The sequence below is a fragment of the Mycobacterium sp. P4_H6 genome (assembly GCF_056400845.1).
On record NZ_JBFUKN010000064.1, the window covers coordinates 21,943 to 35,845 of the forward strand.

The 13,903-nt window shown below is 69.1% G+C and carries 3 protein-coding genes; 2 read left to right on the forward strand and 1 reads right to left on the reverse strand.

Translation table 11 applies throughout. The features are described from left to right. The first annotated feature begins 189 nt into the window (after window positions 1-189). Window positions 190-11,208 (forward strand): type I polyketide synthase, encoded by an 11,019-nt coding sequence (locus tag AC1DTF_RS22850; RefSeq protein ID WP_477475732.1) that lies wholly within the window; start codon window positions 190-192, stop codon window positions 11,206-11,208. Here AC1DTF_RS22850 and AC1DTF_RS22855 read toward each other — a convergent pair. After that, window positions 11,205-12,293, reverse strand: coding sequence for an NAD(P)H-dependent amine dehydrogenase family protein (locus AC1DTF_RS22855; protein ID WP_477475733.1), 1,089 nt, complete (start codon window positions 12,291-12,293; stop codon window positions 11,205-11,207). The genes AC1DTF_RS22850 and AC1DTF_RS22855 overlap by 4 nt on opposite strands. Before the next feature lie 276 nt (window positions 12,294-12,569). On the opposite strand from AC1DTF_RS22855, the gene AC1DTF_RS22860 reads away from it, so the two are divergent. Then, a partial coding sequence (locus tag AC1DTF_RS22860) for an acyl-CoA dehydrogenase family protein (protein WP_477475734.1) occupies window positions 12,570-13,903 on the forward strand: 1,334 nt, incomplete at its 3' end.

Here is a 13,903-nt window from a genome sequence, read left to right on the forward strand (position 1 = left end):
TCAGCGGCAGATATGAAACCGCATGCGGTAGCAACCTACATGCAATACTGACCGACGAGTAAGGTACCGGCCGTAGCTGTCGGCAGATAGCGGGTCGCGGCCGTTCAACAGACCTGTGCGCGGCCTCCACCGATGGCACCGAAATCTCATCACCGGTAGTTCATCGGATCGACGCGGGGAGTACACCTCATGGCAGCAACCGACCATGCACAGTCTGGCGTAGAGCCGACCCGTTTCGCCATCATCGGCTACGCCGCGCGGCTGCCCGGTGCCGCCGACGCCGAGCAGTACTGGGATGTCTTGCACGACGGCCGCGACGCGGTCTCGGAGATCCCCCAGGACCGGTGGGACGTCGACGAATTCTTCGACCAGGATGCCTCCGCGCCCGGCAAGATCGTGGCCCGCCGCGCCGGCTTCGTCGACGACGCCACCGGGTTCGATGCGCCGTTCTTCGGCGTGTCCGCCCGTGAGGCCAGGCTCATGGACCCCCAGCACCGGCTGCTGCTGGAGACGTCCTGGCGCGCCGTGGAGCATTCCGGCACCGCGCCAACATCTTTGGCGAACACCCAGACCGGGGTCTTCGTCGGTCTGTCCACCCACGACTACCTGGGCATGGCGTCCTCGGAACTGACCTACCCCGAGATCGAGGCCTACCTGGCCATCGGCACCTCGGGTGCGGCCGGAGCGGGCCGGATCAGCTACCGGCTGGGGCTGCACGGGCCGGCGGTCACCGTCGACACGGCGTGCAGCTCGTCGCTGGTCGCCATCCACCAGGCCTGCCAGTCCCTGCAGCTCGGGGAGTGCGACCTCGCGCTGGCCGGCGGTGCGAACGTCCTGCTGAGCCCGGCGACCATGATCACCTTCTCGCAGTCCCGGATGCTCTCCCCGGACGGCAAGTGCAAGACCTTCGATGCCGCGGCCGACGGCTACGTCCGCGGCGAGGGCTGCGGTGTCGTCGTCATCAAGCGCCTTGAGGACGCAGTGCGCGACGGTGACCGCATCCGGGCCGTCATCCGCGGCAGCGCGGTCAACCAGGACGGCGCCTCCGGCGGACTGACGGTGCCCAACGGTGTCGCCCAGCAGCGGGTCATCACCGAGGCCCTGGAACGCGCCGGTATCGCCGCCGGCGATGTCGACTACCTGGAGGCGCACGGCACCGGAACCTCGCTGGGTGATCCCATCGAGGTCCAGGCCGCCGCCGCCGTCTTGGGCAAGGGCCGCGCCGCCGACCAGCCGCTGCTCATCGGGTCGGCGAAGACGAACATCGGCCACCTGGAGGCCGCCGCCGGTGTCGCCGGGGTGCTCAAGGTCGTCCTCGCGCTGGAGCACCAGGAGCTGCCCAAGCACCTGAACTTCCGCAATCCGTCCCCGCACATCCCGTGGGACCGCATCCCGGTCCGCGTGGTGGAGGAGTCCACCGCCTGGGAGCGCACCGCACGTCCCCGCGTCGCCGGCGTCAGCTCGTTCGGATTTTCGGGCACCAACGCGCACATCATCCTGGAGGAAGCGCCGGCCGTGGCGCCGGCTGCCGCCGAGGACAAGGCCGACGCCCGGCGCTTCATGGTGCTACCGCTGTCCGCACGCACCCCGGCCGCCCTGGTGCAGACCGCCGAGAAATACCGCAGCTGGTTGAGCGAGCATCCCGACGCCGACCTGGCCGACGTGTGCCTGACCGCGGGTGACGGACGCGCCCACCTCGAACACCGTGCCGCGCTGGTGGTGAACTCGATCGAGTCCGCCCGCGAACTGCTCGGCGCCCTCGCCGACGACCGGCCCGCGCCGGGACTGGTGCGCGGCCACTGCGCCGACGCCCCGAAGACCGCATGGCTGTTCCCCGGACAGGGCAGCCAGTACGCCGGGATGGCCCGGGAGCTCTTCGAGACCGAACCGGTGTTCGCCGAGACCGTGCAGCGGTGCGCCGACGCCGTCGCCGGCATTCTGGAAAGGCCTTTGCTGGAGGTCATCTACGACTCGGCCGACGGTGACGAGGCACTGCGCCAGACCCGGCACACCCAGCCGGCGATCTTCGCCATCGAGATGGGCCTGTCCCAGCTCTGGCAGTCGTGGGGTTACGAACCGGACGTGGTGCTCGGCCACAGCGTGGGCCAGTACTCGGCGGCCTGTGTCGCCGGTGTGTTCAGCCTCGAGGACGGCGCCCGACTGCTGGCCGAGCGGGGCCGCCTGTTCGGCGATCTGCCCGCCGGCGGGCGGATGGCCGCCATCTTTGCCGCCGCCGACCGCGTCGAGCGGCTCACCGACGAATACCCCAGCCTGTCGGTGGCTGCCTACAACGGCGCCAACACCGTGCTCTCGGGCCCCGGCGGGGACCTGGAGCGCGCGGTGGCCGGATTGACCGCCGACGGTGTGCGCTGCGACTGGCTGGACACCAGCCACGCCTTCCACTCCGCACTGCTGGATCCCGCACTCGACGCGTTCGAGACCTTCGCGGATCAATTCACCTTCGCAGCGCCGCAACGGATTCTGGTGTGCAACCGGACCGGCGCCGCGCTGGGCCGCACCGCCAAGCTGGACGGCGCCTACTGGCGCCGCCACGCCCGCCAGCCCGTCGAGTTCGCCAAGAGTGTGGCCACGCTGTCCGATCTGGGTTGCGCGATGCTGCTGGAGGTCGGCCCGCAGCCCGTGCTGACCGCTTCCGCCATGCGGGCCTGGCCCGACCCGGCGAGCGCACCGCGCGCCGTTGCCTCCATGCGGCGCAACGGCTCCGACCATCGCCACATCGCCGAGGCCGTGGCCAACACCTACGTGGCCGGGCACCTGCCCGACTTCGCCGCGCTGCTGGCTCGTCCGGCGCGCAAGCTGGATCTACCCACCTACCCGTTCGAGCACCGGCAGTACTGGTTCCGCGACAAGCAGGTGCAACCGACCAAGAACGATGCCGTTCGCACCGACGCCGTCCGGTTCCTCGAAGACGGCCGGATCGAGGAACTGGCGGCACTGCTCGACAATTCGGGCACCAGCCTGACCACCGCCGACGTTCTCAACAAGCTTGCCGCCCAACATAATCGGCAGCGTGACGCCCAGTCCATCGCGGACGCCCGGTACGAAATCCGCTGGCTGGTGTCCGCGCCGGCCTCCGCCACGCCGACCGGTGAGGGCTCGGCCTGGCTGGTCATCGGGGATGACGCCGACACGGTGGCACCGGTGCTCGACGCGCTGACCGCGCAGGGCCACCGACACCGGACGCTACGGCTGCCGGCATCCGACGCCGACGAGGAGCGCCTGGCCGCCGATCTGCGCGCCGCGGTGGAAGACGAACCGACGCTGCGTATCCTGCATGTCGCGGCGCTGGAGAAGGACAACGCGCCGTCGATGCGGACGCTGCTGCGGATGCAGCATCGCGTCCTGGACGGCACCCAGCGACTGTTCCGTGCCGCCGCCGCAGCCGATCTGCGCGCCCCGATCTGGGTCGTCACCCGCGGTGCGCAACGCGTACTCGACACCGACCCGGTGTCACCGGAGCAGACCAGTCTGTGGGGCTTCTGCCGGGCCGTCGCCCTGGAGTACCCCCAGGTCTGGGGTGGGCTGGCCGATGTCTCCGGCGTTGCCGAAGATTGGTCGCGGCTTATCGGCCAGATCGTCGGTGCCGGTCGCGGAGAAGACCAGATCGCGCTGCGCGGGCAGCTGATCCACGTGCCCCGGCTGAGCAGGCGCACCGGGCAACCGAACCCCACCGCCCTCGAATTACGTTCCGATGCCACCTATCTGGTCACCGGCGGTCTGGGTTCACTGGGACTGGAGATCGCGGGCTACCTGGCCGCACACGGCGCCCGCCATCTGGTGCTGACCAGTCGTCGCGCTCCCAGCACCGCCGCGCAGCAGCGGATGGATGCGCTGCGCCAGCAGTACGGCTGTGAAGTTCGTGCCGTCGCCTCCGACGTCGCCAACCCGCACGACATCGCGCATCTGATGGCCACCATCGCCGCGGAGTTGCCGCCGCTGGCCGGCATCGTGCACGCCGCCGGCGAGAACAGCACCACCCCGCTGAGTACCCTGGATCCCGCCGAACTGGATCGAGTCTTCTCCGGAAAAGTCTGGGGTGCTTGGTATCTGAGTGAGGCGATCACCGATCTGCAACTGGACTTCTTCCTGTCCACGTCCTCGATCTCCTCGGTGTGGGGCAGCTACGGACAGAGCGCCTACAGCGCGGCCAACGCGTTCCTCGACGGATTGACCTGGCGGCTGCGTGAGCAGGGCGTGCCCGGCTTCAGCGTCAACTTCGGCCCGTGGTCGGCCGGCATGGCCGACGGCGAGGCCCGCACCCAGCTGGACAAGCGCGGCGTGCGCACGCTGTCACCGGTCGACGCGCTGGCCGGTATGGCCGATGTCATGGTCGGCGCCGGCAATCAGGGTGTGGTGGCCCGGATCGACTGGGCCCGCTTCCTGCCCATCTATCTGCAGGCCGGCCAGCGTGCACTGCTGGCCGAGGTGGCCGGTGAGGTTCCCGAGACGGCATCCACACCGGTGGGATCCGCAGGTACGACCCGGCTGGTCGAACGCCTCACCTCCGCTCCGATACAGCAGCGCAAGAAGCTCGTCCTGGAGGAACTGCGCGACGCGGTCGCCGAGGTGACCCAGATCGACGCCGCCGAGATCCGGGAGGAGACCGGGCTTTTCGATCTCGGTCTGGATTCGCTGATGGCAGTCGAACTACGACGGCGACTGGAACAGTCCGTCGGCGCCGAGCTGCCCGCCACGCTGGCGATGGATCACCCGCGCCTGACCGACATGGCGGACTATCTGCTCGGCGATGTGCTGAAGCTCAACGAGCGAGGCGCCAAGAAGGCTGCCGCGCAGCCGGTCTCGCTGACCACCACGGCCGCCGACGAACCGATCGCCATCATCTCGGTCGCCTGCCGCTTCCCCGGCTCACCCGATCCGGACGCCTACTGGGACCTGCTGGCCGGCGGGGTGGATGCCATCCGGGAGATCCCGGAGGACCGCTTCGACGTCGACGAGTTCTACGACCCGGATCAGCAGATGCCGGGCAAGATCTACACCCGAAGCGGCGGCTACCTGGAGAGCGTCGACGGATTCGATCCGGAGTTCTTCGGCATCTCCCCGCGTGAAGCCGTCTGGATCGACCCGCAGCAGCGCCTCATGCTCGAACTCTCCTGGGAGGGTCTGGAGCGGGCCGGCTATTCGGCTGCGTCCCTGCGCGGCAGCCGCACCGGCGTGTTCGTCGGTGTCGGCGCCAACGAGTACTCGCACCTGCTGTCCAGCGACTCGCTGGAGAACCTGCAACCTCACTTCATCACCGGCAACGCCCTCAACGCCATCGCCGGCCGGGTCTCCTTCACCCTCGGACTCGAGGGCCCCGCGATGGCGGTGGACACCGCGTGCAGTTCCTCGCTGGTCGCCGTGCACCAGGCCGCTCAGGCCCTGCACTCCGGTGACTGCGACATGGCCATTGCCGGCGGGGTGAACGTGCTGCTGAGCCCGGCGTCGGTGGTCGCCGCCTCACGGGCCCGGATGCTGTCCCCCGATGGCCGGTGCAAGACGTTCGACGCCGCCGCCGACGGCTACGTCCGCAGCGAGGGCTGCGGTGTGCTGGTGCTCAAGCGGCTGTCCGACGCCCAGCGCGACGGCGACCGGATCAGCGCGGTCATCCGCAGCAGCGCGGTGAACCAGGACGGCGCCTCCAGCGGTCTCACGGTGCCCAATGGTGGTGCCCAACAACGACTCATCAGCTCGGCGCTGGCCCGGGCCGGCCTGTCCGGCGACGACGTCGACTACCTCGAAGCGCACGGCACGGGCACCCCGCTGGGAGACCCGATCGAGGTGCAGGCGGCCGCGGCCGTGTACGGCGAGGGCCGGGACCCTAACCGCCCACTGCTGATCGGCACCGCGAAAACCAATGTCGGCCATCTGGAGTCGGCGGCCGGTGTCGCCGGCCTGGTCAAGGTCGTGCTGTCGCTGCAGCACGACCTGCTGCCGCAGACCCTGCACTTCCACAACCCGTCACCGCACATCCCGTGGGACAGCCTGCCGGTGCAGGTCGTGGACAAGCCCACACCGTGGCATGCCAACGGCCGGCCGCGCCGGGCCGGGGTCAGTGCCTTCGGTTTCACCGGCACCAACGCCCACGTCCTGATCGAAGAGGCCCCCGAAGTTCTTTCGGCACAACCCATTGACGAGTCCCCGGCCGAACCGGTCGCGGACACGGCGACGCCCGCGCGGGAACCGCTGAGCGTGTTGCCGCTGTCGGCGCGTTCGTCGCAGGGGCTGGTGGCGTTGGCACAGCGGTATTCCGCCTGGCTGGATGCCCACCCGGACGCCTCGGTCGCCGATGTGGCGTTCACCGCCGGTGCGGGGCGCTCGCACTTCGAGCACCGGGCGGCGGTGGTCGCCAATACCGTCCCCGAATCCAAGATGCTGCTCGACGACCTGGTGGCCAACCGGCTACGCCCGGGCGTGGTGCGCGGCGAATGCACCGACCCGCCGACGACGGCCTGGTTCTTCCCCGGCCAGGGCAGCCAGTACCCGGGGATGGCGCGCGAATTGTTCGAGTCAGAGCCGGTTTTCGCCGACACCGTGCGCCAGTGCGCGAAGGCCGTCGACGGCATGCTGCCCCGCCCGCTGCTCGACGCGATCTTCGACACCGGCCGGGAGGCCACCGAAACGCTGCGGCACACCTCGTTCGCCCAACCGGCGATCTTCGCCGTCGAGATGGGCCTGGCCCGGTTGTGGCAATCCTGGGGTATCGAGCCCGACGTGGTGCTCGGCCACAGCGTCGGCCAGTACGCGGCGGCCTGCGTGGCCGGGGTTTTCAGCCTCGAGGACGGTGCCCGGCTGATCGCCGAGCGTGGCCGGCTGTTCGGCAGCCTGCCTGCCGGTGGCCGCATGATGGCGGTGTTCGCCGACCCCGAGTACGTCGAGGGCGCCGCCGAGGCGTTCCCGCGGGTGTCGGTCGGCGCCTACAACGGCCGCAACACCGTGCTGTCCGGGCCCGGTGAGGATCTCGAACAGATCGTCGCCAACTGCAGCGCCGACGGCGCACGCTGCACCTGGCTGGAGACCAGCCACGCGTTCCACTCCGAGCTGTTGGACCCGGTGCTCGACGAGTTCGAGGCCTTCGCCGGCCAATTCGAGTACGCCGTGCCGACCCGCCCGCTGGTCTGCAACCGGACCGGGGCCGTGCTGACGGCCGAGACACCGATCAACGCGCAGTACTGGCGGCGGCATTCGCGCCAGCCGGTGCAGTTCACCGAGAGCGTGCGCACCGTGGCGGCCCTGGGCTGCTCGGTGCTGATGGAGGTCGGCCCGCAGCCGATCCTCACCGCCGCCGCGCTGCAGAGCTGGCCGGAGTCCTCGGCCACGCCGCGGACCATCGTGTCGCTGCGCAAGGGCGCCAACGCGCAGCGTCAGATCACCGAGGCCCTTGCCACCGCCTACATCTGCGGGCACCGGCCCGATTTCGCCGCCAAGCATCACGGCGAGCAGCACCGGCTGGAACTGCCCACGTACCCGTTCCAGCGTCGCCGCTTCTGGCCCAAGACGTCCATCGCCGGCATGGGCTCCGGCGGGGTGTCGGTGTCCGGACTCCTGGGCAGCGCCAAGGACCTGGCCTCCGGCGACACCGTCTACAGCAATGTGCTGTCGGTCAAGACCCAGCCGTGGCTGGCGCACCACGTCATCTACGGCACCGTCGTCGTGCCGGGTGCGACGTACGCCGCGATGGCCCTGGCCGCCGCGGAAGCTCCGGCGCATGTGAAGGACGTCTACTTCTACGAGCCGATCATCCTGCCCGACAAGGCGTCTCGCGAGGTGCAGCTGACCCTGCATCCGCAGGATGACGGCTGGAAGTTCCAGGTGCACAGCCGCCCCTACGGCGTGCGCGAGGCCGAGTGGTCGCTGAACGCGGACGGCACGCTCGGTTCGGGCGCCGACATCGACGCGCCGTCCGAGGACGCCCCGGCCCTGAGCCCGGACGAAGCGGTCGAGCACATGAACCGCACCCGCCCGCAGGAACTCTTCGAGATCTTCAACGATCTGGAACTCGCCTGGGGACCCACCTGGTCGACCTCGCTGAAATCGCTGTGGGTCGGCGAGGGTGAGGCGATCGGGGATGTGTCCGTCGGTGAAGAACTCGCCGAGCATCTGGGCAGCGAGCCGATCCACCCCGTCCTGCTCGATCTGTGCACGGGTGTCGCCTTCCCGGCCTTCCCAGCGGTACTCGCCGCCGAGCAGGGCATGCACGACCTGTTCCTGCCGCTGCGGTACGGGCGGGTGCAACTGCTGGAGAAGATGCCGAACCGGTTCTACTGCCGGGCACGCTGGCACGAGGGTCCGCTCAACAGCGAAACCCTGGTCTTCGACATCGATTTCGTGCACCGCGACGGGCGGGTGCTGGGCGGGATCCGTGAGTTCACGGTGAAGCGCGCACCGCGCGAGGCGTTGCTGCGTGGGCTCGGCGGTGACTCGACCCGGCTGCTGTACACGGTGGGCTGGCACGAGGGCGCGGCCCCGGGCAGCGTCGTCGACGCCGGTGAGGAGGCCGCCAAGATCGCCGGCGGCGCCTGGCTGGTCGCCGGCGATGACGCCTTGGCCGGCATCGTCCCCCATGCCGTGTCCGTGGACCAACCGGCCGATCCGGATGCCTGGAAGAAGGCGTTCGCCACGGCCGCCGAACGGGGCACGCCGGTCAGCGGGATCGTCTGGCGCAGTTCGGGACAGACCGGTGCCGGGGCGAGCGGAGCGACGGGGAGAATCAGCGACGGACCCACCGCGGATCTCGCGGTGCGGCTGGAGGCCGAGGTGTCGGCTCTGCTCGCGGCCACCCAGACCGCGCTGGCCGGGCAGACGAGCAATCTCCCCGGCGGGCTGTGGATCATCACCGAAGGCGCGGTCGCCACCGAACCCGGCGAACCGGTCGACCCGGTGCAGGCCGCGCTGTGGGGATTCGGGCGCACCCTGATCGCCGAACAGCCGACCCTGCGCTGCCGACTGCTGGACGTGGCGGGTTCCGGAGAGTCGCTGGGCTGGCTGGCCGACGCACTCGGCACGCCGGTCGTCGAACCCGAGATGGCGGTGCGACAGGGACGGTTCCTGGTGTCGCGGCTGCTGCACTGGGCCCGCACCGGTCATCTGCCCATGCCACGGTCCGACGACTTCGTATTGGCTCCCACCGAGCGCGGCGCGATCGACAACCTGCGGCTCACCGAGGCCGAGGTGACCCCGCCGGACGTCAATGAGGTCCAGGTGCGGATCGAGGCCGCGGGCCTCAACTTCCGCGACGTGCTCAATGTGCTCGGTCTCTACCCCGGCGATCCGGGTCCGATCGGTGGCGACCTGTGTGGTGTCGTCACCGAGATCGGCTCGGAGGTCACCGGATTCGAGGTCGGCCAGCGGGTCTTCGGCTCCATGCAGGGCGCGTTCGCCAGCCGGCTCAACGTTCCGGCGCAGCTGCTGGCGGTGGTACCGGACGGGATCGGCGCGGTCGATGCCGCGACCATTCCCGCTGCGGCGCTGACGGTCCGGCTGGCGTTCGACTGGGCCAAGCTCAAGCCCGGCGACAAGGTGCTCATCCACGCCGCCAGTGGCGGCGTCGGGTTGGCCGCGGTGCAGATGGCACGCCACCACGGCGCGACCGTCTTCGCCACGGCCAGCACCTACAAGCGGGCCACACTGCGCGCCATGGGTGTGGAGTATGTCTACGACTCGCGGAGCACCGATTTCGCGGATCAGATCCTCGCCGACACCGACGGTGCCGGCGTGGACGTGGTGCTCAACAGCCTGACCAACGAGGGCTTCATCGAAGCCACGGTGCGGGCGACCGCGCAGGGTGGCCGCTTCGCCGAGATCGCCAAGCGCGATATCTGGACCGCCGCGCAGATGTCGGCGGTGCGTCCCGATATCGACTACGAGATCGTCGCACTGGATGTGACGATGATGAGCGATCCCGACCACATCCAGCGGCTGATGTCCGAGGTGTCCGACGGGCTGGCCAGTGGCGAGTGGACGCCGGTGCCTGCCGAGGTCTACCCGCTGACCGAGGCCAGGACCGCCTTCCGCCGCATGCAGCAGGCGCGCCACATCGGCAAGATCGTGGTGCAGATGCCCAAACCGCTACAGCCGCACGGTGATCGGAGTTACCTGGTCACCGGCGGCCTCGGCGCGCTGGGGCTGCACACGGCGGCATATCTGGCTCAGCTCGGCGCCGGTGACATCGTGCTCACCAGCCGCCGGGCTCCCGATGCCGAGGCCCAGCAGGCCATCGACGCCATCACCGAGCGCTACCACTGCCGGGTCCACGTCTACTCCGCCGATATCGGCGAGGTGGCCGAGGTGGCCGCGCTGCTGGAGAAGATTCGTGCGGAGCTGCCGCCGCTGGCCGGTGTGGCTCATCTGGCGGGCGTGCTCGACGATGCCCTGTTGCCGCAGCAGAGCCTGGAGCGTTTCCAGGCGGCGTTGGGGCCCAAGGCTTATGGCGCCCACTACCTGCATCAGCTGACCAAGACCGACGATCTGGATTTCTTCATCGTCTACTCGTCGGCGTCGGCCGTGCTGGGTTCGCCGTCCCAGGCCAACTATGCGACCGCGAACGCCCTGCTCGACGGGCTCGTCGCGCAGCGCAGGGCGCAGGGGTTGCCGGCGACCGCGGTMAACTTCGGTCCGTGGGGCAGCGGCGGTATGGCCAGCTCACAGGCTGCGCTTGCCAATCTCAGCGCTCAGGGCATGATGCCGCTGGAGCCGTCGGCGGCGCTGGCCGCACTCGGCGAGGTCGTCCGGCACGGCACCGCGCAGGCCACCGTGCTGAAGGCCAATTGGCAGCGGACCGCGAAGATGCTGGGCGGTATCCGACCTCCGCTGCTGGATCAGGTGCTGCCCAGCGGGGACACCGCGACCGGTGGGGACAGCGAGTTGCTCCGGCAGCTGCAGGAGCTGCCGGTGGCGGCGCGAGCAGGTTTCATCACCGAGTTCCTGCAGCGCGAGGTGCAGGGATTCCTGCGGCTGGCGCAGCCGCCGGCCGCCACGAGCCGGTTCCTGGACCTGGGCACCGACTCACTGATGGCCGTGGAACTCCGCAACCGGTTGTTCGGCCAGTTCGGCGGCAAGTTCGATATCAGCCCGACGGCGGTGTTCGACTATCCGACCATCGGCGAACTCGCCGAACACCTGGTCTCGCAGCTGCCCGATGCCGAATCACCCGCGGCTGAGCCAGAATCGCAGCCGAAGACCGAAGGCTAGGCCCAACGCGTCGCTTCCACCTCGGTGGGCAACGCCGAACGCAGCGGCACATCCAGCCCGTCGTAGATCCCGGCGGGCTGGGTGGCCAGCCAGTCGATGGCGCCCAGCAGCCGGTTGGCGGCGGTGGTGTTGCCGCCGTCGGCGCGGGTACCGCCGGGCACGTCGGCGCGGGTGGTGATGGTGAGCTGCGGATCGCCGTCGACGATGACGCGGTGATCACCCACCCCCTGGTCGGGCTGCGGCCAGTCCGGCGCGCAGGTCGGGTGGATGCGGGTGATGTGTTCGATGATGACCCGCTGCTTGCCGCCGGACCAGCCGATCACCTTGAGGAAGAACGCCCCCTGGGTGCCCTTCTCGAACGGTCCCATCACGGTGTCGACGGTCTCCTCGAGGGCAAGGCGCTCGACCTCCTCGGTGATCTCGTCGATCTCGATGCCCAGACCCCGCCCGATCAGGCGCACGTTGCCGCCCCACACCATCGTCGGGATGGACGGCAGCAGCATCATCGGCGTCTCCTCCATGGGGCCGCCGAATCCGCAGGACACCTTCACCGCGAACGGCTGGTTGTAGGTGGAGTAGTCGAAGATCTCCTGGCAGGTGATCGTCTTGATACGGGTGCACAGGCTGGCCGCCGTCACCGCCAGCGCGTCGTTGCCCCAGCCGGGATCGACGCCGGACACCAGCAGACTGGCGCCGCCGGCCTGCGCGGCGTCGGTGAGGCGCTGCACCCATTCCGGTGGCGCCGAACGCGGGTCGTAGAGCGAGTAGAGCGACGGGGTCACCACGTGCGAGCCGGCGCGCAGGGCGCGTTCGATATCGGCGATGGCCTCTTCGGGCCGGATGTCACCGGAGGCCATGTAGGCGACGGCGTCGCCGTCCTTGAGTGCGGCGTCCACCTCGGCGGGGTCGCTGACCGCGAGGACGCCGGTCTCGGCGTCCAGACCTGCGAAGGAGGCGGCGTCGCGGCCGGTCTTCTCCGCCGATGAGGTGATCAGTCCGGACAGGCTCAACCCCGGAAAGGCGACTGTCGACCGGATTGCGGTCGCGCCCATATTGCCGGTTCCCCATACCACCACACGCCTCATCGGCCTCACTCTAGAGGGCGCGCCGGGGCCATCGTGGCCAGCATCACATTTTCGAAAGACGAGCAGCTCAGGGGCGGTTTTCGACCACGGTACAACGCCCAATCAACCACCGGGTTGGGCGGCTGCGGAAAATTCGCTCCAGACCACTTTGCGCGAAGGTTACTCGGCGGTATAGTTCATGGCAGTTACTGGTGGGTAACTTAGTGCAGTCCAGTCGCAAGTACCCAACCGCCGCAAGTACCAACTGCTTAGACCCAATCTCATTGAGGAGACACTGTGAGTCACTACAAGAGCAACGTTCGTGACCAGGTATTCGCCTTGTTCGATGTGCTCGGTCTCGACAAGGCGCTCGGCACCGGCAGCTTCGCTGACCTCGATGCCGACACCGCCCGCGAGATGATCAACGAGATGGCGCGTCTGGCCGAGGGCCCGATCGCCGAATCGTTCGCCGATGGTGACCGCAACCCGCCGGTCTTCGATCCCGCGACGCACACCGTCACGCTGCCCGAGTCGTTCAAGAAGTCCGTCAACGCCACCATCGACGGCGGCTGGAACAAGGTCGCCCTCGACGAGGATCTCGGCGGCATGCCCGCCCCCAAGGCGCTGCTGTGGGCCCTCAACGAGCACATCCTCGGCGCCAACCCGGCGGTCTGGATGTACAGCGGCGGTGCCGGTTTCGCGCAGATCTTCGCGCACAACGGCACCGACGAGCAGAAGAAGTGGGCGGCCATCGCCTCGGAGAACAACTGGGGCGCCACCATGGTGCTCACCGAGCCCGACGCGGGTTCGGATGTGGGCGCCGGCCGCACCAAGGCCGTCAAGCAGGAGGACGGCTCCTGGCACATCGACGGTGTGAAGCGCTTCATCACCTCCGCCGACGCCGACGACCTCTTCCCGAACATCGCGCACCTGGTGCTGGCCCGCCCCGAGGGCGCAGGCCCTGGCACCAAGGGTCTGTCGCTGTTCTTCGTGCCGAAGTTCCTCTTCGACTTCGAGACCGGTGAGCTCGGCGAGCGCAACGGCGTCTACGTCACCAATGTCGAGCACAAGATGGGCCTGAAGGTTTCGGCCACCTGTGAGCTGTCCTTCGGCCAGCACGACAAGCCGGCCGTCGGCTGGCTCGTCGGCGAGGTGCACAACGGCATCGCGCAGATGTTCGACGTCATCGAGCAGGCCCGGATGATGGTGGGCACCAAGGCCATCGCCACCCTGTCGACCGGCTACCTGAACGCGCTCGAGTACGCCAAGGACCGTGTCCAGGGTGCCGACCTGACGCAGATGACCGACAAGACCGCACCGCGGGTGACCATCACTCATCACCCGGATGTGCGTCGCTCGCTGATGACCCAGAAGTCCTACGCCGAGGGCATGCGCGCGCTGTACATGTACACCGCCACCTTCCAGGACGACGAGGTCGCCCAGGCACTGCACGGTGTGGACGCCGAGATGGCGGTCCGCATCAACGATCTGCTGCTGCCGGTGGTCAAGGGCTTCGGCTCGGAGACCGCCTACGCCAAGCTGACCGAGAGCCTGCAGACCTTCGGTGGATCGGGCTTCCTGCAGGACTACCCGGTCGAGCAGTACATCCGCGACGCCAAGATCGACTCGCT

Excerpts from the sequence above, each read along its gene's own strand:
- AC1DTF_RS22855 (WP_477475733.1), bottom strand. The coding sequence starts at position 12,293 with ATGAGGCGTGTGGTGGTATGGGGAACCGGCAATATGGGCGCGACCGCA.